Source organism: Priestia sp. D3YE.R1 (assembly GCF_049199565.1).
GTDB classification, from domain to species: Bacteria; Bacillota; Bacilli; order Bacillales; family Bacillaceae_H; genus Priestia; species Priestia aryabhattai.
The window spans coordinates 40141-61543 of the sequence record NZ_JBLTHW010000005.1 but is presented as its reverse complement, the minus strand read 5'-3'; the positions used below and the strand labels follow the sequence as shown (position 1 = coordinate 61543).

The window sequence follows — 21403 nt, the reverse complement described above, 5'->3', positions numbered from 1 at the left end:
TCATTTCATCATTTCTGTTTTCAATTCTTCGATACTATAGACCACCCATTTGTTCTCTTCTTTTCGTAAAGAAACTTTGATAATGTCATGCGTTTGATCGTCTACATTCTCATCTTTTATGACAAGATGATTCGTAAACTCAGCAATCACTTCGACCTCTTCTTGCCCTCCATCATATTGTTGAACATAAAGCTGTACATCCTTTGGAGTCGAGGTATAACTATCTCCATATATGAACTTTTCAGAAGGATAAAATTGCTCGTAAAGCTCTTTGTCCATGATCGATTTTGCGATCTTTTTCCGTTCCTCAAATCCCTCTTTTTCACGATGATAAGACACATCGATGAATTGATGAACCGTGTTCAAGTAATCTCGTTTTTGTTGTTCTTGGGCAGAAGGGCGAACCTCACTTAGTTGTTTTTTTAACTCTTTATTTTCTTCTTGCAAGCTCTCATTCGTGACTTGAATTTGTTTCGAAGCTGTTGTGTTGGAGATATTGTGGTTCAGGTAAATGTTGAAAATGGTTACGCCTGCCACCACAACGGCAAGCGCTCCAAATAGTAGTGCTGCTTTATTTTTCATCGCCTTTTCTCCTTTTAGAATCGTTTTACTCTTCCATTAAATCGTTCACCAAAATACGTTCCTTTTGCCATACTTGCGATGGCTACACCAGTTTTTCCTTGGCAGCCTAAAAACTGATTATTGCCAACGTAGATGCCCACGTGGCCGTCTATTTTATAGGTATCGAAAAACACCACATCCCCAGGCTTCATGTCTTTCGGATTGATTGCTTGCCCTTGGGTTTTGAGTGTATCGGTTGTTACCCCTGACATTGGACCGACATTCATTCCTACCTGTTCGAATGCCCATCTGACGAAACTTGAACAGTCAAAACGTCCTGCGTTAATATCAGATTGAGAGCGCCCACCACCAAAGACATAGCGTGTTTTGCCAATCAACGTTTTACCTGCATCAATTACTTTCACACCCGATTTCCCACCACTTCCGCCACTCGCAGGAGCAGCCGGTTTTCCGTCAGCTGTGATCGTTCCTGTATAATATTTCAGCACTGCATCTTTATAGGCTATATCGCCGTAGCACGCTTGATAGGGAACAGCCTCTGGTCGAAGACAGTGATAGTTTCCTGTATGCTTGACTTTTTGATATTGAATTTGCGAAAACTTAATAGCTAATTCCTTGGTATAGTGTCCTCCATTTTTGTTCACGAAGATAATAAATCCTGGCCCAAAGTTATAACTTTGTAGACATAATTCTAGATCGTAATGGGCTTTTTCAAGCACGCTCTTAAAATGTTTGACCCCTTGATCGATAGACGCTTCAGGATTCTGAATACATCCAACTCTTCCACACTTAGACTCTGAACTTTGCATGGGATCGTTGCCTCTTCCTCCACTTTCTTGCATCATCAATGCCATCATAATCGGCACATACGAAGCATCTAACCCATGCTTTTGTGCGTATTTTTCAAGCAAAGGCTGATACTTCATGACTTCTGGTGACACATTAGCCGTTCCTACGCCAATGCCTCCGCCTTCAATCTCTGTTACCTCACTTTGTTGACTATCTTTTTCAAATTCACCTGTAATGGCTACAATCGTACTCATGATTAAGAGGCCCGATAATCCTAACAGGATCAACGTGCCTCCAATCAAATATTTTTTGGGAATGAGCTGTAAAACGATATGCAAGGCTTATGCACCTCCACCGTACAGCACTTTTTCTTCCTCATCGATTTCAATATGAAAGAGAATGTTTTTTACAGACTTAATACAAAGGAGCACATCCCCAATTGGTAGCTTCGGAATTTCAGCCAATTCGCTGTCAGTAATCCCTGTTTTAAACACTCGTTGAATGGTATCTAAGTTGTTATCATCTTGCTGCATGATGAATTTATATTGCGTTAAATCAAAAAGCTTTTTGATTTTTTCAATCGCTGTTTGTTCAGAACCATCTGGCACAAAGTCACTGATTAAATGACTGGCATAGATCAAACCTGCAAAGTATTTCCGTGCTTCTCGACTAAACTTCGTTAAGAAATCCAATGCGTGTTCATTACCTTTTTTCGTGTTAACAATGTGATGCGCCTCATCGATCACGATTAAGTAACGAATGGCATCTTCAAAGGCTAACGTTCCTTCTGTATAGGCATCTAGTTGAGGTTCGCCATTCTGCAACATACCATCCCATAATAAACTCATAACGTTGAAAAGCTGTGCCTGTGCAATTTCATCTTTTAATTTTGATAAATGACGGATGGAGAAAAATACGACTTGTTCATCGTTGAAATCTTCAATCGTTGAAATGCCATCAAACAAATGAGCGTACGTTTCAACCAAGTTTTCAATGTTCAGCTCAATGAGTTCAAGACGACGTTTTCGGTACTCTCCTAGATTCGGATAATGCTCTCTTGTTTTCTCATCTGCATATAACTCTTTTCGAATAAGCTGTAGAAACTCACTAAAGGTTGGGTAAGCTTCTGGTGAAAGCCCTGTGATGTAATTGATTGCGCCCTTTTCATCGTTCCATAACTGCTTTTGGATATAGAGTTTACGAAGTAGCTTTTCATACTCTTTTAATTCATCATCTTTTGCTTCTGGTGCGATAAAGCGATAGAAAACAGTTAATTTAGATAGATGCTGTGTAAAGCTATTAAGCTCATGTTCATGTGTTTTAAATACCTGTAAGGGATTAATTTGCCCTTCTGATCCATCTAGGGCAATCTGTTTACCTCCTAACTCTCTGACGAGACTTTCAAATTCTCCAACGATATCAAAGCCTCGAATCTTATAGCCTTTAATCGCATTATCCGTGGTGACTTTCTTTAAAAACGTGGACTTACCTGCGCCCATTAATCCCATCAACACCGCATTATAACTTTTTCGTTGTTGGTCTTTATGAAACAAATCAAAGATGACGCTACCACCTGTACGAGTGGTTCCTTGATACGTGCCGTACGGATCATCTAAGTGAGTAAAATGAAAAGGAAATCCTCCGGCTAGTGCTAATGCGGGGATTTCCTTTCCTTTTCGCTTATTAGGGTATTTCTTTTGTATATCAAAATGCGTCACTAACGATTCCCACTCATACTCTTGTTCATTTAAGAAAATGGATCCTCTGAAGTTATGCGTTTCAAGATGATGAATGACTTCTTTTAATCGCTTTTCTAAGTCAGGAATCGTTTTTTCCGCAATATAAATGCGAAGGTGTATCCGTTTGATCACTTCACCATTTGTGACTTGACGGTATAGCTCTTTCATATCTAAATACTGTTCTTGGGCATCCATACGATCAATGTTTTCTTTGGCATTTACATGCCGTGCATTTTGTTCCGACATATTTTTATTGATGGCTTCTACGACTTGTTTTCGCTCATCGCTTACCACATCTAAGGTAGTAATCGCATTTGGCATATTCATAATCGGTTCCAGCCAAAAATCATTGACGTTCGTTGGGTACTCATAAATATGAATACAAGTCGAATACCCATCTCCGTTTCGAACAAGGTTTTCTTTAAAACTCACGCCTCCTTGTGGTTGAATCTGCGCCACAAAATGAGGATTGTATCCTTTTTTCTGCTTGATTTCTTGAGGTGTTTTCTCTTTTTTACCAAAAGGTAAAGTCATCATCGGTTTATCATCCTTTCTTATTGTTTATTACCAAGCTTGGCGTTTTGATTGTAGAGTTTGTAAAGAAGGTTAATCTGTTTTTCATCCGAAACAGGTAACAGGGGAATAGCCAGTTGAATATCTCGCATAAATTGATCTTTTCGTTCCTTTACAGCAAGTTCAGTCGGTCCATATAAGAAAAGAAAGTATTCTCGATTGGTTCGCCCCCATTCTAAATATTGAAGTTCTTTTAATTTTTTTCGTAAGAATCGAAGCGATAACGCATTGTTTGCTTCTCGAATCTTCTTTTCAAGGTACTGTTGTTGCTTTTGTGTTGAAACAGGCAAGTTTAATGAGATAATTTTAAATGGATCTTTATCGCCCTGGTATGTTTTCGCCAATGTATAGATATTGCGTCCTGCCTCTTGGTCATGCATGGCATTGATATCTGTACTCTGAAGCTGCCAGATCCCAAAAAATCCTCCCTCATCCTTTAGTTGAAATAATCCACTATCCGTTTGATCAATAATAGGAATGATGTCAGCCACACTTTTCTTTACCTCCGGTAGCTTCTCTTTTTCCTTTTTGGCCTTTGAAGGTTGTAACAGAGAAAAAGGATTCTTTTTCTTTGTACGAGCAATCTGTTCATCCAGTTCCTTTTCATCAAAGAGAAGGGATGTACTTGTCTTTTTTTCTTTTAAAATAGGTTTCTCTTTTTCTAGGATTCTTTCATCAAATAATGCCATCAATCATACCCTCCTTTATTCTTGATCTCGATCTATCGCACAATACGTGCTCTTCTTTCGTACCAATGTAAGCAATAATGCCTCATACATCCGTTTTTTAGGGTTCGTACTTGGTCTAACAATCATTAATAGCCCAAATACGCCCATGAAGATGTAAAAGGGAATTTGAAGTGTTGGATGAATAAAAAAACGTAACATCATCGTGACCATCAGTAAGCCAATAATAAACAGCAAATCAAAGAGATAAAGAGATTTATTAATCTTTAATTCCGTTGAGATTTCTTTTGGAATGTTATAGTTTCCCATAATCCTTCTCCTTTCCATTAAAAAGAGAAGTAACTCCTGTTACTTCTCATCTTGTTTATTTCGCTTTTTTGATCCAAGGTTTCGTAAATCTCGTCCGGTATTTCGCCCAATTTGATAAGAACGTTTTGTTTTATGGATTGTTTGTGAGTTATCAATACGTTCTTTTACCTTTCCTACGCTCTCTTTGACATTATCCCGTACCACTTGTGCAATATTACGTGTTTCTGTTCGATGTTGATGTGGCATTGGAATGTCTTCTGTTGAAGCAGGAACGGTATCTTGTTCAATTGGTTGTTTTACTTGACCAGGTTCCTCTGTAGCTGCCACTTGTGCTTGTGCTTGATCCATCCCTTTTGGCATGGAAACAGAAGGTTCTCTTGTTGGTGTAGGGTAACTTACACTTTCTACAGAAGGACTACCTTCGCTTGTACTTCCACCATAACCGGAAGTTTGGATTTCTTCATGAACAGGCGTACTTGAACTTCCTATAGAAGAGCTACCTTCACTTGTACTTCCGCCGTAACCGGAAGTCTGAATTTCTTCATGAACAGGCGTACTTGAACTTCCTATAGAAGAGCTGCCTCCATTTGTTCCTCCACTCTGACCAGAGGCTGGGTAGGGTAGATACCCGGTGCCTTTCCATATTGCTATGGTAGGTTCCCAAGCATCCCCCTCAGAACCGTACGTACATGTCTCCATGTATACGGCTCGCCATTAACTTACTTCAATCTAACAGTCCAGCATGGAGTTTACGATGACAGTCATTTCCCTGTCCCAGGGCACAAAGCGCTATTGTTTTGCGAATTCTGGCTATCATCATTTGTTCCCATAGCTTTTTACCTTTTAAGTCCTTTAACTTTCTTACATGATGAATTTCTAAATCGACGTTTTCCGCCTGGCACCATTCACAGCGTTCTGCCTTTAATCTTGAAATGAGACTAGATCTACCATAATCAAATTTACTGATAGGCAGGTCTGTGTTAGTATGCTCTACCTTTATGGATGTATTTCTCTTGAATCCATCATTATAAAAGTATCGAGTTTTATCAGCTTTCTTAGATTTGTATCTAACCGCAAAGACTCCGTTAATGGAATATTTGTTTATTATTTTATTTATTGATTTTTTATATTTATTAGCAAAAGTTTTGTAAAGGCTGTATTCCATAAAGTATTTAAATTTATTAAGTCCACTTACGTTATGAGCTAGTCTATAGTAGTTGTACATACCCTTGATTTCCGCATTATAACGAGTGAGGATTTCCAAATCATCGTTGTTGACCAACATCCTACGATGTATTGGTTTCCAGTTGCGTCCATCCATTTTTATAGCTTTATATTCTATAAGTTTACTCACCCAGGCTTCTTTTGGCATGTAAATGGAAACTCTTCCTGAATTAGAACGTGAGAGAACCTTTTTTTGTTGTCCAGCTGGTCTTGCTATGGGTTTTGGTTGTTGATTTCTACTTATAGCAATGTTGTAACCTAGAAATCTAGCGAACTTACTACTATTTGTGATAAGTGTCTTTTCTTGTGAAAGTTCGAGTTTCAGTTTGTGACTGATGAACTCAGTTAGTTCTTTCTTGATCATAATGGCGTCTTCCATGCTGCCGATAATACCAATTAGCCAATCATCCGCATATCTGACGTATTTCAATCTTTTATAGTTTTGATCCATTGGGTCTCTTGAGGGCAACTTCATTTTTCTACTATTAGTTTCCTTGATGTAACCAATGATTTCTTCACGTTCGCCTTCCCTGAGTGTTCCTTCAGTAATCTTATCTTTTAATTTCTTCTTAAGACGCATACTTTTTGTGTGCAGTTTTTTGTAATCAGGATTTTCCACCCTACGTTTACCTTTATTGAATTTACCTTGGAATTCTTCAATAAATTGATCTAATTCGTTAAGGTAAATGTTAGATAAGATAGGGCTGATAATGCCTCCTTGAGGTACGCCACTGTAAGAGTTGTGGTATTTCCAATCCTCTACATACCCTGCTTTAAGAAATTTCCAGATAAGCCTTAGGAATTTCTCATCCTTAATTCTTTTACGAAGTAAATTGATTAAAATAGTATGGTCTATATTATTAAAAAAGCCTTTTATATCTCCTTCTATGAACCATTTTACTCCGTTAAATGTGTCAGCGATTTGCTTAATGGCTGTGTGACAGCTTCTGTTTGGTCGATAACCATGAGAACTCGTACTGAACGAACTTTCGTAAATGCTTTCTAGTATAGACTTTACTACTGTTTGTAGTAATTTATCATCAAATGATGGAATACCTAGTGGCCTTTTGCTATTACCACGCTTTTTTTTGATATAAGTTCTTCTTACCGGAGTCGGTTGATACTTTTCATCCTTGAGCGAATCAATAATATTATGGATTCTTTTCATACTCATACCATCGATTGTTTTATTATCTGCCCCCCTAGTCATATTGCCAGGGTTAGGGTAAATTTCATCATATGCCATAAGATAAAACTCAGGGTTGTATAGGTTTCTGTACACTCTTTGATACTTATAGCTTTCATCATTGGACTTACTTGTTAGATTGTCCAATACTACTTGAGGATTTCTCATAGAGCCTCTCGCTCCTTCTTCTTATAATATTGGATTCAGTTAACTGTCTTCCTTCGCCATCTTAGCTTCACAGCTATGACCTAACATGCGTTATCTGATGTTAGCGTAATAGGTTTTCCCTATCTCAGACTAGTATGAAGACTCCGTTGTCCTATCGATTATTCAATCCCAAATGGATATAGCCCGTAAGGGCATACCGACTTAGACAATCTCCATTTAGATTATGCAGGGAAGCTTGTAATAGTATCGGATGTGACTTTCGCCATTTACCATCTTATAGATGTTGGTCAGTGGGAGGTCATATTTTAATGGGAAATGCATCCATTAAAATCCCCACTTGCATAGCATTTCACGTGTTATTTGCTATGGTCCACGATATAACCCCTCTGGCTATCATTCAAGCAGTGTAGCTTTCATCCTTGTCTATTACTTTGGTCTTGCCATCCAGTCGTACTGTAACACGCCAGTAACTTGTGGCTTTATAGACATGCTATTGTCCCCCTGATGGTTTCCCACCACGAGTGTCTTGATATTTGAACAATATCAATAAGTCTTTGACCTTATGATGCTATGACCACATCAGCTGTTTGCTACGACAGCAATCCCAAACACATCCATATGGACGCACCATTTCATCATGTAGAGATGTATTTCCATCTGCTACAGAGGAAGTTGACCCCTGACTATCATTGGAAAAACCAGCTGCTTGCATCTCATCCTGTAAAGAGCTGCCTTGACCTTGACCTGCCCCTTTTCCTTCTGAAGCATTCTCTTCACTAGTTTTGCCTCCTTCTTGTTTCTCAGTAGAAGATAACCCTTGTTGTCGGTCCTTTTGCTCATTGCCTGCGTTTTGACCTTTAGAAGCAGCGTTTCCTTTCTCACCTGCCATTCCTGCCTTTTTCATTTCTTCATGCAGAGCTGGCTGTTTTTCTTTATTTCCTTGTGTAGCTAACCCTTTTCCAAGACCTCCAACTCCTGCTGCTGTTTGAAGAGCACCACTACCAAGACCTTTTCCTACACCACCAATCCCTTTGGCAAGGTTGGCTCCTCCTTTTGCTGTTCTTCCCATCATATTTATGCCACTTTCAAGTCCTTTTGCCATCGCAAAACCTCCTGCCAGAGCGCCCCAACCACTTTTCAAGCCTGCGTCAATGCCAAAGAGACGTTCACACATGATCGGGCCATCTACAACGGCAATACTAAAGGCAATCAATGCAATAAGGTAAGGAATACCTTCTAGCTTATCGCTAATAAAGACCGTTCCCATTAAATAGACTTTCATGGATATAAAGATCATAATTGTCACTAGAAATGTATTCAGGATATTTTTTAGAACAGCTTTTAACTTCTGCCCATCTGCTACATCGGCAGGCGCAACTAATTGGGCTAAAATCGCGTTGAATCCTAGCTCGTAACATAGTTTTGCTAACTTAATAGAAGTAAATAACAACGTCATCCCTATCACGAAGAGGGAGATGGCAATTGTCCAGAAGTTCCATGACCATCGATAATAAAGTTCTGGAAAGAAATCAAACCATCCATTATCTAATTCAACTAATCCTTCTTTTCCATCAGGTGTCAAAACTGCTTTATTTTCTACTATCTTCTTTCCTTTATCTGATAATGACTTTCCTTTAGATACTTCAAACTTCCCATCTATTTTTTCTGTAATATCAATCATCATGATATTTTTTTGTGGTACTTTATTTGGTTCTTTTAATTCGGGACTTTTCCACTTGGTAAGATCGAACTGCGCTACATCTGTTAGATTGCTTTTAATAATCTTTTCACTTACGGTTCCTTTTTCATTCAAATCAACGGCTTCAATGGCTTGATCGGTGAATTTATCCGCCTTTAACATGCTTGTGTTTAATAAAAGTAAGACTGCCATTGAAATAAAAATGTTAATCATTATTTGTTCCCGATTGACTTTTTTCTGAATAATTAACATGTAGCCGATATACAGAAAGGAAAAAGCCAGTAATACATATAAAAAGGGTTGAATCTTCGTAATAAAGTCTTGAATATCGGGTGAATTAAAAAATGTCTTAACTCCTAAGATACTATCTGTAATTCCTTCTAATCCATCTACTAGAAATGAAAGAACTTGAATACATCCCCAACCCAATTTCCGTAATAAATAAGTGAGGATATTTCCAACATCTAAATACTCCGAAAACTCATGTAGCTTTTCAAGAATTTCTTCATCCTTCATCTGCTCATCTCCTTATGCACGTATTACATGCCTTGAAACAACGTATCGACGGTTATTTCTAATCGTTCATCTAGAGGAGAAACACGAATTTGGACAGGTACTTCTCCTTCCTGCCCTTTTTCCAAATATATAGTGCCATCTAGCAAGCCAATTAACACGTGTTTCCCTTCCTTCACAATCGGTGCATAGTCCTCTAAAATACGTTCTAATTCCTTTGAAATGCTATTCATTTTTTCTCCTCCTTTTTTATGTTAGGCTTCCTGTGTTTCAACTTCGTCCTGTAACTTAGCAAGTGTTGTCTCAATTTTCGTTTCAACAAGTTGATACACATTAGAATCCAGTTGATCGTTTTGAGATAGTATCTTAAACTCATCTACGAAGTCATCCATTGCTTGCTGTTGGATTTCTTCAATTGTTTTATTCATAACACCTGGCAACTCTGTTTTCAGAATTTCAAAGACGCTAGGATCTTCACTGAAAAACTCTTTGACTGATTTAGTTCCCCAGTTTTCATAAGTCATAGGGGAGAATGGGGTATCAAGTGATTCCTGCTCTTTTTTAACCGACTCCTTTTTTTGTTGCTTTTGTTGAAAGGTAAAGAAGTTGTCGATAATTAACTTTCGTGGATCTACTTCCTTATGCAATGATTCAATATCGATATCTAAAATGGAGCGATCTGTATTAAAGTCATCTCCAAGATACTCCCATCGATATTTAAGAGCTGTTTTTTTAGTGTTATAAATTGGGTGAGCTTTAATGCGTCTACGTGATTTGTCTTGACGTTTTACAACACGTACAACCACGCTTTCTCCTTCTTTAAGTTCCATTAATTCATTTGGCGTTAATAACGGTTTCCCATCAACTCCCTCCGTTTTACTTTTATCTGTTGATAATCCTTTTCCACTTCGAGAGGTAGAATTGATGGTACCGTCTCCTAATTTTTGCGAGATGGTTTTAGCTGTTTCATAGTTATTAGTCAAAATATAGATGGTATTCCCACAGTTTCCTTCAATCGTTTCAGCATCATCTCCATATTTATTTTTTAGTTGTGCATAAGCTTGAATCACTAAGTTGAAACGTATATTTCGCCCTAAACAAACCGTGATAATGTTGGACATTCCTTCGATTGCCGGCATGTTGCCGAATTCATCTAACAACACCACTACTTCTCGATGACACTTGTTTCCTCGTGCCAATGAAGCATTCTTAGAAAGCACATAATATAACTGTCGGACAAAAATCGACGCTATCACATGGTTACTTGAATCATAATCAGGTGTAACCATAAAAATAGCAATTGGTTTTGTAAAATACGTCACTTCCTTTACATGAATGGTTGGATGCTTCTTCTCGACTGTAAACGTCGTAGCTCCTGTTTCTTTTGTGATTTTATTAATCGATATCACTGTTTCAAGCCTCGACGAAGTAACGATTTTATCACTCAACTTTTCACCAAGAATAATTTCATCATTACTTTTTAACTTACTTGTAAAGTTGACTTCAAATAGTCCTTTGGCGTCCGTTTTAATGGTTTCTGTTTGACCATCTGGAAAGGTCATTTCTAAGCGAGTAAGAGGTGCTGCTGTCCCTTTGATGGTTTTTCCAAAGCCTACACGCTTTAAATCAACGCTGTTTTTAGAGGTCATCTTGGCGATTTCATCAAACGTAAAAATAGATAGCCCATTCATCGTTTGAGTAAATATTCCGCCTCTTGTCGTGCCTTTTGAAAAGTTCGATGTGGCATACTGCATTTTGGCGACACTTTCTGTTGGAAGACCATCAAAGTACATGTCTAACGCATTTTGAGTATCTCCTTTTTTATTAATCACAACCTCTTTCGAGCCTAACTCCGACAACATATTCGCCACCGTGTACATCGTGATTTTATTTTCTTCCTTTTCCTTAATACACTTATCTGTTACAGCCAGAATCATGGCGTTACATAAACTCATGGCACATTGTTGCCAGAATGGATCTTTGGCATTTGGATTGTAATAAAGCGTATACGATAACGTGTTACATAACGCTTGAGCTGTTGAATAATCACCATCTTTATACGTTTCTTTTATCATTTCTAACAGGTTATAACTCATCGATTCTAATGGATTGAGTAAGTTTAACACTTCAACATGATAGCCTCTTTCCTCTAACGTGTTTTTAGAAGCAGCAAGCAACTCCCCCTTTGGATCGTTGCAGACTAGGGAAGGCTGTTTCTCAGCTCGTGAGTAGATATCAATCGTTGGAAAAACAAAGGTTTCTCCTTTCCCTGATCGTGTAATCCCAATGATCAAATTATTAACGGGTGTATCATCAATCAGCATGTAGCTTTTCTTCGTAAAGAATCGATGTGTGTGGAGAAGCTTCTGCATTCCCTTTAACGCTTTGTACTCTTTCCACGTTTGAATCAGGTCATAGGTTTGAATACGAGAAACAGGAACACCACCTCCACCTTGATAGGTTGTCGTTTTTTCAGGTACTTTTCGATATTGCTTTTTCAGTTCACTCCTTGTTGTAAAGCGTCCCGAACCTTTTTGATTTCGGTTTAAATCTTTGAAGTTAGATCGAATATTGTAAGCAAATTTGGCCGTTAATAAGGCAGCGACTAGACACATGGCCCCATATAAAGGCGAGTACTGTTGAAGATGAATCTCTGTCAAAAAAGATGTTTCCAAATGAAAAGGCTGCGGTTCAAATACATCGCTAAACGTTGTTTGAATAAGATTCCGCATCATGTTAAACAAAAAGTTTAAGATGAGTAGAATCGATACAAAAAAACAAGCACTTAAAGGAATAAGTACTTGTTTTTCAGCGACCACATATTTGATGGATTTATTAGGTTGCATTTCTCATTCCCTCCTGGTCAATTTCTTCAGAAGTAGGAATGACATAGTAGGCACTCGATGAAAGAGAAAAGAACGTTTGATCTCTTGCCTCATACTGATGTTGAAGGTAACGAAAAGCCGTGTTAATGTCCCATTGTACCTCTTTCATATCCTCTTCTGTCACCATATAGGCTTCATTAAAAACTAAGTCGTCTTTTTCTTGTTGGTTGAGCTTGGAGGTATCAAGAGGAGGCATAGTTGGTTTTGTGCATAGTCGAAACTTGAACGCATATTTGAGAAAATCATCTGTAAGAGTGATTGAATCAGCATTTTTAAAGATAAGTACAATCTGATTCTCTAAAAGAATGACATTATGAACACTGTTCGCAATACGTTGAGCATGGAGCTGAGTTGTGTAAAACGTGCCTAATTCGATTTCTAAAAATAAATCTTCTTCATAATACTCAATCCCTACGACAAAGGCTTGCTTCTGGTTTTTCACTTTTGTTTGTGTATACATCCCGTTCATCCTTTCTTATAGGTTTTTTAGGAGTTCTTCTTGTTTCTTTTGTTGATCCGTTAACGACTTAATTTTATTTTCATCCTTTTTGTCTTTCTTGTTCTCTTCATTCACTTGTTTTTTCGTTTTTTCATAGGTTTCTATTTTTTGATTCAAGTCTTGGCTTTGAATATGCGCTGCCTCTTCTCTGGCCTCTTTCACTTTATCTAGCTTCAGATATCCATAAGCCTTCATTTCATATCGTTTATCGGTCATTTCTACTCCTGATTGGCTCGTCATATCTTCCCAACGTTGTTCGTGATAGGCAAGATCAAACGCTCCATTTGGCGAAGGAAACGCTTGTTGGAACTCTTTTAACTCATTAACATCCCCCTCCTTTGAAATCATGCTTTCCACTACTTCTGGATGGTCTCCCTGAAGCTTAACAGCTTCTTTATACTTTTTTTGATCGACGAGGAGGCTCATATAAACGTTTTTCTGTTCGTTCGTAAGACTTTTTGTTCATCAATAGAAGAAAGCTGTTTCAAAGCCCCTTCTGAATCTCCTAAGAGTGCTCTTTCATATGTTCCTGTTATTTTTTGTTCGAGTTTGACTTGTTTTTGTAAATCTTGAATGGTTTCAGCTCGATCTTGGGAAGTAGCCACTGTTGAAAAACATGTTGCTGAAAGGATAAGGAGAGATAAGATCCCTCCTCCATAGATCATCCTTCGGTTACGAGTAGAAAGGACAGGTGTTTGAGTCGTTTGCACATGATTCTCTTTTTCTTCCTCTAAAGAAAACGAACCATCTGTTGTTTTCAGATGGTCCGGTACTTCCTTTTCCAATTGTTCAAGAAAACTTCGCTTTCGAGCTTCCTGTATATCGTCCATTTTTAAAGAGCTTAACTTTTTCTTAATATGATCGACTACATGCCGAGCATGACCCGTTCCAATGGACAATGTTCCTGCATATACCTCTTGATCTTCTTCATCGAGGATAAAAAAATCAGCATGAGCCTTTTTTCTAGTACGTCGATACTGTGTTTCTACTGTTTCTGTTATCTCGCATGCTTCTGGAATCGATAACTTTTGAAATGGCTTTAACTCTTTTGTCTCACTGTTTATAAACATGACAGACAGCATGTTTCTCCATTCCTTTCTTCTAAAAATGAGCATAGAAAAAAGCTATACAATCAACTGTATAGCTTTCTTAGCTTCCAAATCGGATATTTGTATTAACACCTTCAGCTAATGCATAGGCACCCATAACAATAACTAACCCAACTGCGCCTCCAACAAACCATGCGATACATTTATGACGACCTCGTTCTCCACCTAAAATTAAGTGATAACCACCTATACAAAAGCCAAGAGCTGCGGCAACCATCGCAATACGTTGCAACCATTTGATAATAGACTTTCCACTTTCGATGAGGCCATTCATGCCATCAGCCGCCCCAAGGGTTAAATGCGAAGTTAACTGCGTCACATCCACGCTATTTAATAAATCTAACATGTATTTCACTCCTCTTTTTCGTTAGTTTTTTGTTACTGGAATACTTTGTGGTCTTACAGGAACTGATTCAGCTGCTTTCGGTTCGTTTTTTTCCTCCTCCTCTTCTTCACCTGTAAAAGCACTTAATGCTTGAAGAATTAAATCTTGATTTTCTTCAATAAACTTTTGGTGTTGTTGATATAGCCAGTCATTATATTTGTTTCCATTCACTTTCAGCAACTTTTCCACAAGATCTTTTGATTTCTTTAATTCCTTTTGGGAGATCGTCAAGATACCACCACCTTTCAAAGCTTACCTCTTATTCTTCGAAATACAGTTCTTTAGATGTTTCAATAAAATGAGAAAGTTCTGTTTCTAACTGAGATGGATCGTAATCATCAAATTCAATTTGCTGTTTTAGTTTTCCATTTTTATAGACAGCTAAAGTATCAGGATATTGTGTTAGACCATAATAACTTTGATCTTTATCTTGATCGTAGAGAGGATCATTGCTGTATATTTCTTTTCCATCTACCTCATTTTCCTTTAAAGCTTTTTTTACCTCGTTCATATTTACACTGCGATCATCTTCATCAAAAGAATACATTACAAATCCTGTACCATCTTCTTTCATAAATTTCTTCATTTGAAGAGGATGTAATTCTTCTAGTTCACCATTTCCTTTCACTTCACTTGAATTGTAGGAAGAGACAAACGCTGTGCCTATCCCTAGAGCCACAACGATTCCTGCCACGGCAGAAAGTAACCATTTTTTGTTTTTCATAACCATTCTCCTTTGTTCTTAATATTCAGACATAACAAGCGATTCTGAAACCTACCGAGAGTCATATTTTACCATAGGTTTAGCGATCATCTCTGTCTTTTCAAGGCTATGAAAGGAAATATATACCCGTTTCTGGCTGGAAGGGCAAACCCTATATTGGCATGCATAGTTTTCACTAGGCCCAATAATGCACAACGTTTTCGGCATGTACGAAGAACCTCGTGTTTCTACTGTTTGAAGTGTTGTCGCTTCTTCGGATTTACCCTCACGCCATCACTCTTCACAGATCATGGATACACCGTCACTGTTTTATTGCTAGATCACCGATGAGTTTTAGGACGCACTCATCGAACCTTATCGTTATCGTATACCTTAACCCCCTTGTGATCCGTTTAGGGGAGGCACGCAATATGTAATTGTCAAGGTACCACTTCTCGTGCTCTCGGCACGTTTCAAAATCGCTTGTATGCTGCATCTAAGAACTAGCAGGTCTTTTGTAAAACTTCCTTCAATTCTTCATCTTTTTTTCTGCGCTTGGCGACGATGGTATGAGCCTGATCCATTACTGAGCGTACTTCATAATAAATATCAGCTACACGTTTGACATCGCCCGTTCCTTTTTCTACAGCTACCCCTCCTTTTAACGTATACAACTTTCCATCAAAGGTTTTGGCACTTTTCGCCCGTGCATCTGATATATCATAGAATGCTAGTCGTTTCTGTGCTTCCATGTTCATCTCACCCCTTTTAACCGTTAAGTATTCTTAAAATCACTTCATATCCTTATGATGTGGTAAGAAAATATCTTCTAATTTGAGATCCAGTGCCTCTGCGATCTTCTTCATATTTTCAAACGTTGGATACTGACGAGTCCCATTTTCAATTTGAGAAATAGTAGGTTGCGGGACTCCTGATAATTGAGCTAGATAGGTTTGACTCCATTTCTCCTCTTTCCTCTTTTCTCGTATGGTCTTTTTTTCCAGAACCTCCTTGATTACATAGTAATCGTTAATGAATAATTGTAAAGTATTTTTTGTAAAAAAGTTACTCTTAAAAGAATATTTCACAACAACTTTCTTTTCTGATAAAATTAATAATAAAATTTAAATGAAAGTAGATAGATAATATGACTATAGAGGAACTTAAAGAATATATAGGAGTAAAGATTAAAGAGTACCGAAAGGTTCGTCGTATAACTACTGCTGAATTAGGCAAGTTATCTAATACCTCACAAGCCACTATTAGTGCTATTGAACGCGGAACAAGATTTGGCACATTTGAATCAATGCTAAATATCTGTGACGTATTAGAAATTAGCCTATATGATATCTTACCTTTTGATTACACACAGAAAGTAAACCTAAACAACTCCAATGAAGATAAGCAAGCGTATTTATTATTAGAAAATTTAACTACAGAAGAAATTCAAGTATTAAAAAACTTAGTACTTAATGACTTTTCACTCTTAAAAGTATTGAATCGTTTAGACTCACAGGAAAAGAAACATTTAACAGCGTTGTTTGATTCAGTATTAAATAAATCCTAAATACATCATATAAGTCTCCCAAGAAACTAGGTAGTGCGTTTTTTTATAGTCCATTTTTTAAAAAGGTACTAAGAAATATAGTACTCTTCTAAAAAGTGGACTATATTTCTTAGTCTTTAGGCAAAAAAAATAACCATACAAAGTATGGTTATCTTAGCCCTCCCGATCTCGCTTTATTAATAGCAGCTTTAACGTCAGAAACAGATAATTTTTTTAATATGCTTTGAATTTGATTTTTAATTGTATTGCTTGATTTCACTAGTTTTTGTTGGATTTCACTTCTTGATAATCCTTTTTCCATTAACTGATATACATCTCGTTCAGCATTAGTTAAATCTTTTAGCTGCTCTTCTGTCTTCATGCGGCGATAGTCTTTTAACAAAACCTCGACTGGATTCGTTTCAGTATGGTAAGTAGAACGAATAATTTCAGGTATACGAGCAGCATTCTTTTTCAAAATATAATTTGTTGCCCCGGCTGTAAAAGCTTGCTGAATAACTTCCTCATCTGACAGTGATGTTAACATAATGACTTTAGATGTCTTGCTACGCTTTAACTCTAATGCTGTATATATCCCATCGAGATTAGCCCCCGATAAATTAATATCTACAAGGAATATATCAATATTGCTTAGAGCGTGAGAAAGTGTTATACCTTCTTCTTCTGTTTGAGCACACCCCACTAGCATCATGTCTTCTTCTTTTCCAATGATATTTTCCATGATACTGAGCCAATCTGGATCGTCTTCAATTAGCACGACTCGAATTATGTTCTTCATATACATCACCCTTTTTCAAATGTATTGGAAATATTAGCGTGAGCGTTGTACCTTCATTGACCTTACTTTCTATGTTGAGACTACCACCTGTCTTATACATGACCTCATTACATTGATTTAAGCCCATACCATAATTTTTACCTTTATTTTGTTTCGTACTAAAAAATGGATCAGTAACGTGTCTTAAATGCTCTTGAGGAATACCAATTCCATTATCAGAAAAGCGCACAATTACATTCTTACTATTTTTTTGTACGATAGAGATCTTAATCTTTCCATTACCCTCTACTGCTTCAATTGAGTTTCTCAGGATATTTAAAAACACCTCAAATGTATGTGTTTTATCGCAAAAAACGTAAGGTTCTTTGACTGTATATACTTTAGTAACCTCTATACTCTTTCTAGATAACTCCGATTTTTCGTTTTCTAAACTGGCCTCTACAAGATCGATCAAACTATTCTTACTTTTAACAATTTTAATTTCTTGAGTTTTATGGTGCATTCGATCAATGATCTCCATTAAGTGTTTTGCACTTCGATCAATGATCTCAACAGACTTTTTAGATGAGTTATCTAAATGATTTAAATCAATGGTCTGTAAGCTAGTATCAATCTTATATATCTGGTTTTTTATAGCATGATTTATTAAAGCTGCCCCCTGGTTGACTGCTTGTCTTGTTCTTTCATGTGCTTCTCTTTCATACCTAAGCCTAATACCATTTAAAGAACCAGCTGCACTAAGAGCTTTCCAGATAAAAACAAAGAAAGAAGCGACGATGAAAAAAATAATATATCGCCATTCTTGATTTCCACTATTAAATACACGCATTATATAATTTAAAATAAGAGCTGATAATATCACCGGAAACATGAGGGATAGCGTTATAAATCGACTTTTTTTCTTTTGTTTGTCCTTTTCCGTAAAGTATCCGTATATGTGAAGAATACAAGCAATAACAATATAAGGAACAGCCCAATAGAGCATGTTATCAAAGTCAGGTATGATGTCAGGTACGTAGACAGTTGTCTTTAGCATGAATGGTATAGGAATTAATAAGACATACTTTAAAATCCTTGTCATCTTTGCTGTGAGCTTTGTGCTATATGTAATTGCATGCATCAAAATGCCATATGGGCAAAAATATATAGAAATAAATCCCGTTATAATCCTTAAATAATATAGTAATGTGTTAATCCACTCTGAATTTATATCATTCCTATTTAAAGCAGGTATAAAAGTTTCAATGATAGCACGGGATAGACCAGCTAATGAACCACAAATTAAAAGAAATACTACCCATCTTAAAGGCGGTGATTTTGGATCATACTTATAACAGATAATCGCAAAAACACCACTCACTAGGAACAAAGTAATCATTTAGACAACCTCTTGAATAACGCTTAAGATTTCTTCTGGTTTTCTTACAATGAAATCAGGATTTGCTTCATTTAAAAGCACCTCGAAATCATACCCCCATGTCACTGATATAATTTTGATATTACTTTTCTTACAGGCTACAATGTCACGATGTTCATCACCGACAAATATAATATCTTTATTTGGTGTCTTTGTTTTTTTTATGTAATTATTGAGTGTGACATGCCTTCCAAAGAATCGATGAGAAGTAAGGATTTCTTCAAAATAATCCATCTTATTCAATTCTAAGAATTTTCTAATATTTTCTTTCGAATTTGCGGAAACAAGAATTAACTTAAACCCTTCTTTTTTCAACTCGTGTAACACACGTTTAATGTCTCCAATTGTCTCAAGATCTGGAATCATTTCTTTGTACTTCTTTACAATATCAATCGTTAACATGGGAATTTTAAATAATGGAACATTAAACTTTTTAAAACGTTCCTTAAATGTAATTGTACGAATATAGTCGCTTTGTTCTTGAGGCATTCTATTGTACTTATATTTATCAGCAAAGCTATTAAAAAGATCAAATACTACCTGTCCTGATTCAACTAGAGTGCCATCAAAATCAAAAATAATTGTTTTAGTCATCGCTTCACTTCCACTTCATTGATAGTGTAAAAATATTGGTTCTATTTACAATTTAGCTTATCAAACTTTCTTTCAGTTTCAAATAGAACACAATCCCTTTTTTTTACATTTATTCGAAGTCTGTTTTCGGATTCATTTGACCCACATAAATGTTTATGAATTACAATTAAATGAATTTAATTACTATTATTGATTATTTTTACAATAAGGGAAGTTCTAAAGTCATATATTTAACAAAAAATAAAAGCTATTATTCTAATAGTTAAGAAAACACCAAGATTCCAATCAACCATACGTTTGAAAATTCCATATTATAGACTTGCATTTAGCTCCCTCTCCTTTAATTGAACTTAAGTCTAACTTAAATTTAGATAAATATAGTTATATTATTATAACCCTCTCATAAGTTTAACTTTAGTTGAATTAACTAACGACAAAATAAAAATCCACACTCAAGACCTTGAATATAGTTCAACTTCAGTTAAACTTAACAGCTACTTACTACAGATTTAGAGTTAGATTTCATCTCTTTAACTCCCTTAATCTAAACTTAACAGCTACTTACTACAGATTTAGAGTTAGATTTCATCTCTTTAACTCCCTTAACCCAAACTTAACAGCTACTTACTATAGATTTAGAGTTAGATTTCATCTCTTCAACTCCCTTAATCCAAATTTAACAGCTACTTACTATAGATTTAGAGTTAGATTTCATCTCTTCAACTCCCTTAATCCAAATTTAACAGCTACTTACTACAGATTTAGAGTTAGATTTCATCTCTTTAGTCTGTGTAAGAACTTTGTTATAATAGAACAGAACCTTAAATTATTTATTCAATCAAAATAGTAAAAACACTGTAAATCTAACATAAAATCCATCATTAAATCTTTCAAAAACCAATGTAAGTTCTGCTATAATAACAACAAATTTGTTGTTATTATATTTAAGAAAAAAGGGGGGGTAATTTTGAAACAAGCTGAGGAAGAATTCAAATTAAGCGAAGTGATAAAGCTTACTGGTCTTTCTGATCAAACAATTAGGCGATATCAAGAGGATTTTAATATTCAAGGGATCCGAACTCAAGGTGGTCATCGTCGTTTTAAAAGAGAAGAAATTGATATGTTGCTTGAGGCTAAGAGATTAAAAGAAGAGAATGGTTATTCTATTAAACAAATCCGTTCACATTTTAACGGAGAAACAACATCTGAGATGTTGGAAAAGAATGAGCCCATGAAGACAGTTTTTGAGAAGAAAATAGTAGATTTAGAAGAACAATTAGCAGAAGCAACTGAAAAAATTGATTCTATGGTTCAGGTTTTAACAACATTTATGAAGCAAAGTGGACAAACAAATCAAGAGATTCTCTCTCAATTTCAAGATGTATTGAAGGCACTCCCAGAAACATCTGCAACCACAGATAACCAAAGAATACTAGAAAAAGAACAACGTCTAAACGAATTGAAAATTAGAAACAAACTAAGAAAAGAAGCAATTCAAAAATGGGGTGCTTTACCTGAAGAGGATCGGACTATAACTTTGAAAACTGGCCTATTTAGCTTTAAAAAGGAAGAAGATTATAATAAAAAACGATCTTTCATAGAGGACTATATAAGCGAACACTTAGTAGATCGACTTGAAAAAGAGTATGATATTCAATAAAATTAATAATTAATCTGATTTTAAATAAATGTGAAATAGAGAGAAGGAAAGAGGCATTGAACTTAGTTAAGCTAAATTAACTAAGTTCAATGCCTCTTTTGATACTATAGATTTGGAAGATCCTTTGTAAACAAAATAAAAGACAAGCTTTTACATGCTGATTAAAAGTAGAGATAAATTTTGTTTTTTAAGCAAATATTTGTTTATTTATTTATTACTTAAATAAAAAAGATTAGCCTAAAATACTCGTTTTGATATATTTTGCTAATTTTTATTGAATTATGAGACTAGTTAACGCTATAATAAAACTAACAAAAATGACCGGAATAGAAAAAAGA

At 36.2% G+C, this 21403-nt stretch carries 23 protein-coding genes; 2 read left to right on the top strand and 21 right to left on the bottom strand.

Annotated elements, in window-relative coordinates:
* The 18 genes from ACOZIR_RS23630 to ACOZIR_RS23545 all read right to left on the bottom strand — a co-directional run bounded on the left by ACOZIR_RS23630 (position 1) and on the right by ACOZIR_RS23545 (position 16137).
* Positions 1–582 (bottom strand): MerR family transcriptional regulator, encoded by a 582-nt coding sequence (locus tag ACOZIR_RS23630; protein WP_421535894.1) that lies wholly within the window; start codon positions 580–582, stop codon positions 1–3.
* Between the two features lie 14 nt (positions 583–596).
* Entirely contained in the window at positions 597–1709 is a 1113-nt protein-coding gene (locus ACOZIR_RS23625) for a bifunctional lytic transglycosylase/C40 family peptidase (RefSeq protein WP_253348061.1), read from the bottom strand.
* A 3-nt stretch (positions 1710–1712) separates the two neighbouring features.
* Positions 1713–3644, bottom strand: coding sequence for a VirB4 family type IV secretion system protein (locus tag ACOZIR_RS23620; protein ID WP_421535998.1), 1932 nt, complete (start codon positions 3642–3644; stop codon positions 1713–1715).
* Between the two features lie 20 nt (positions 3645–3664).
* Positions 3665–4372, bottom strand: a complete 708-nt coding sequence (locus ACOZIR_RS23615) for a hypothetical protein (protein WP_421535893.1) — start codon at positions 4370–4372, stop codon at positions 3665–3667.
* Positions 4373–4387: 15 nt separating this feature from the next.
* Positions 4388–4678, bottom strand: coding sequence for a DUF5592 family protein (locus ACOZIR_RS23610; RefSeq protein WP_099331418.1), 291 nt, complete (start codon positions 4676–4678; stop codon positions 4388–4390).
* Positions 4679–4717: 39 nt separating this feature from the next.
* Positions 4718–5377: a hypothetical protein gene (locus ACOZIR_RS23605; protein WP_421535892.1), complete on the bottom strand. Its 660-nt coding sequence runs from the start codon at positions 5375–5377 to the stop codon at positions 4718–4720.
* Between the two features lie 25 nt (positions 5378–5402).
* Positions 5403–7256: a reverse transcriptase domain-containing protein gene (locus ACOZIR_RS23600; RefSeq protein ID WP_421535891.1), complete on the bottom strand. Its 1854-nt coding sequence runs from the start codon at positions 7254–7256 to the stop codon at positions 5403–5405.
* A 568-nt stretch (positions 7257–7824) separates the two neighbouring features.
* Complete coding sequence (locus ACOZIR_RS23595; protein ID WP_421535890.1) at positions 7825–9471, bottom strand: pLS20_p028 family conjugation system transmembrane protein; 1647 nt, start codon at positions 9469–9471, stop codon at positions 7825–7827.
* Between the two features lie 23 nt (positions 9472–9494).
* Entirely contained in the window at positions 9495–9701 is a 207-nt protein-coding gene (locus tag ACOZIR_RS23590) for a hypothetical protein (RefSeq protein WP_421535889.1), read from the bottom strand.
* 21 nt (positions 9702–9722) lie between these two features.
* On the bottom strand, positions 9723–12314 hold the full coding sequence (locus tag ACOZIR_RS23585) for a VirD4-like conjugal transfer protein, CD1115 family (protein WP_421535888.1): 2592 nt from the start codon (positions 12312–12314) through the stop codon (positions 9723–9725).
* Positions 12304–12813, bottom strand: coding sequence for a hypothetical protein (locus ACOZIR_RS23580; RefSeq protein WP_421535887.1), 510 nt, complete (start codon positions 12811–12813; stop codon positions 12304–12306). The genes ACOZIR_RS23585 and ACOZIR_RS23580 overlap by 11 nt, the downstream gene beginning before the upstream one ends.
* 15 nt (positions 12814–12828) lie before the next feature.
* The gene (locus ACOZIR_RS23575; RefSeq protein WP_421535886.1) at positions 12829–13278 is read right to left on the bottom strand and encodes a hypothetical protein; all 450 of its coding nucleotides are present in this window, start codon (positions 13276–13278) and stop codon (positions 12829–12831) included.
* Entirely contained in the window at positions 13275–13934 is a 660-nt protein-coding gene (locus ACOZIR_RS23570; RefSeq protein ID WP_421535885.1) for a hypothetical protein, read from the bottom strand. The genes ACOZIR_RS23575 and ACOZIR_RS23570 overlap by 4 nt, the downstream gene beginning before the upstream one ends.
* A gap of 67 nt (positions 13935–14001) precedes the next feature.
* Positions 14002–14307, bottom strand: a complete 306-nt coding sequence (locus tag ACOZIR_RS23565; protein ID WP_280157782.1) for a hypothetical protein — start codon at positions 14305–14307, stop codon at positions 14002–14004.
* A 21-nt stretch (positions 14308–14328) separates the two neighbouring features.
* Entirely contained in the window at positions 14329–14595 is a 267-nt protein-coding gene (locus tag ACOZIR_RS23560) for a hypothetical protein (protein WP_421535884.1), read from the bottom strand.
* Positions 14596–14605: 10 nt separating this feature from the next.
* Positions 14606–15070, bottom strand: coding sequence for a hypothetical protein (locus ACOZIR_RS23555; protein WP_421535883.1), 465 nt, complete (start codon positions 15068–15070; stop codon positions 14606–14608).
* A 482-nt stretch (positions 15071–15552) separates the two neighbouring features.
* Complete coding sequence (locus ACOZIR_RS23550; protein ID WP_029325370.1) at positions 15553–15801, bottom strand: hypothetical protein; 249 nt, start codon at positions 15799–15801, stop codon at positions 15553–15555.
* A gap of 39 nt (positions 15802–15840) precedes the next feature.
* Positions 15841–16137, bottom strand: a complete 297-nt coding sequence (locus ACOZIR_RS23545; protein ID WP_421535882.1) for a helix-turn-helix transcriptional regulator — start codon at positions 16135–16137, stop codon at positions 15841–15843.
* A gap of 59 nt (positions 16138–16196) precedes the next feature.
* Here ACOZIR_RS23545 and ACOZIR_RS23540 point away from each other — a divergent pair, with 59 nt between their 5' ends.
* The gene (locus ACOZIR_RS23540) at positions 16197–16616 is read left to right on the top strand and encodes a helix-turn-helix transcriptional regulator (RefSeq protein ID WP_421535881.1); all 420 of its coding nucleotides are present in this window, start codon (positions 16197–16199) and stop codon (positions 16614–16616) included.
* Positions 16617–16764: 148 nt separating this feature from the next.
* On the opposite strand, the gene ACOZIR_RS23535 is transcribed toward ACOZIR_RS23540, so the two are convergent.
* From ACOZIR_RS23535 to ACOZIR_RS23525, 3 genes are read right to left on the bottom strand one after another with little or no spacing between them, the layout of a single operon-like run.
* Positions 16765–17394, bottom strand: coding sequence for a response regulator transcription factor (locus ACOZIR_RS23535; protein WP_269871948.1), 630 nt, complete (start codon positions 17392–17394; stop codon positions 16765–16767).
* Positions 17363–18772, bottom strand: a complete 1410-nt coding sequence (locus tag ACOZIR_RS23530) for a sensor histidine kinase (RefSeq protein ID WP_421535880.1) — start codon at positions 18770–18772, stop codon at positions 17363–17365. Before ACOZIR_RS23530 ends, ACOZIR_RS23535 begins: the two co-directional genes overlap by 32 nt.
* Positions 18773–19405: an HAD-IA family hydrolase gene (locus ACOZIR_RS23525; protein WP_269871946.1), complete on the bottom strand. Its 633-nt coding sequence runs from the start codon at positions 19403–19405 to the stop codon at positions 18773–18775. It lies immediately after the preceding gene.
* 967 nt (positions 19406–20372) lie between these two features.
* On the opposite strand from ACOZIR_RS23525, the gene ACOZIR_RS23520 reads away from it, so the two are divergent.
* Positions 20373–21065 carry a MerR family transcriptional regulator gene (locus tag ACOZIR_RS23520; protein WP_421535879.1) on the top strand — a complete coding sequence of 231 codons (693 nt, stop codon included), beginning with the start codon at positions 20373–20375 and terminating at the stop codon, positions 21063–21065.
* Positions 21066–21403: the final 338 nt, after the last annotated feature.

Excerpts from the sequence above, each read along its gene's own strand:
- ACOZIR_RS23600 (WP_421535891.1), bottom strand. The coding sequence starts at position 7,256 with ATGAGAAATCCTCAAGTAGTATTGGACAATCTAACAAGTAAGTCCAAT.
- ACOZIR_RS23550 (WP_029325370.1), bottom strand. The coding sequence starts at position 15,801 with ATGGAAGCACAGAAACGACTAGCATTCTATGATATATCAGATGCACGG.
- ACOZIR_RS23555 (WP_421535883.1), bottom strand. The coding sequence starts at position 15,070 with ATGAAAAACAAAAAATGGTTACTTTCTGCCGTGGCAGGAATCGTTGTG.
- ACOZIR_RS23530 (WP_421535880.1), bottom strand. The coding sequence starts at position 18,772 with ATGATTACTTTGTTCCTAGTGAGTGGTGTTTTTGCGATTATCTGTTAT.
- ACOZIR_RS23615 (WP_421535893.1), bottom strand. The coding sequence starts at position 4,372 with ATGGCATTATTTGATGAAAGAATCCTAGAAAAAGAGAAACCTATTTTA.
- ACOZIR_RS23585 (WP_421535888.1), bottom strand. The coding sequence starts at position 12,314 with ATGCAACCTAATAAATCCATCAAATATGTGGTCGCTGAAAAACAAGTA.
- ACOZIR_RS23525 (WP_269871946.1), bottom strand. The coding sequence starts at position 19,405 with ATGACTAAAACAATTATTTTTGATTTTGATGGCACTCTAGTTGAATCA.
- ACOZIR_RS23540 (WP_421535881.1), top strand. The coding sequence starts at position 16,197 with ATGACTATAGAGGAACTTAAAGAATATATAGGAGTAAAGATTAAAGAG.
- ACOZIR_RS23595 (WP_421535890.1), bottom strand. The coding sequence starts at position 9,471 with ATGAAGGATGAAGAAATTCTTGAAAAGCTACATGAGTTTTCGGAGTAT.
- ACOZIR_RS23535 (WP_269871948.1), bottom strand. The coding sequence starts at position 17,394 with ATGAAGAACATAATTCGAGTCGTGCTAATTGAAGACGATCCAGATTGG.
- ACOZIR_RS23580 (WP_421535887.1), bottom strand. The coding sequence starts at position 12,813 with ATGTATACACAAACAAAAGTGAAAAACCAGAAGCAAGCCTTTGTCGTA.
- ACOZIR_RS23590 (WP_421535889.1), bottom strand. The coding sequence starts at position 9,701 with ATGAATAGCATTTCAAAGGAATTAGAACGTATTTTAGAGGACTATGCA.
- ACOZIR_RS23605 (WP_421535892.1), bottom strand. The coding sequence starts at position 5,377 with ATGGAGACATGTACGTACGGTTCTGAGGGGGATGCTTGGGAACCTACC.
- ACOZIR_RS23620 (WP_421535998.1), bottom strand. The coding sequence starts at position 3,644 with ATGACTTTACCTTTTGGTAAAAAAGAGAAAACACCTCAAGAAATCAAG.
- ACOZIR_RS23630 (WP_421535894.1), bottom strand. The coding sequence starts at position 582 with ATGAAAAATAAAGCAGCACTACTATTTGGAGCGCTTGCCGTTGTGGTG.
- ACOZIR_RS23565 (WP_280157782.1), bottom strand. The coding sequence starts at position 14,307 with ATGTTAGATTTATTAAATAGCGTGGATGTGACGCAGTTAACTTCGCAT.
- ACOZIR_RS23570 (WP_421535885.1), bottom strand. The coding sequence starts at position 13,934 with ATGCTGTCTGTCATGTTTATAAACAGTGAGACAAAAGAGTTAAAGCCA.
- ACOZIR_RS23610 (WP_099331418.1), bottom strand. The coding sequence starts at position 4,678 with ATGGGAAACTATAACATTCCAAAAGAAATCTCAACGGAATTAAAGATT.
- ACOZIR_RS23575 (WP_421535886.1), bottom strand. The coding sequence starts at position 13,278 with ATGAGCCTCCTCGTCGATCAAAAAAAGTATAAAGAAGCTGTTAAGCTT.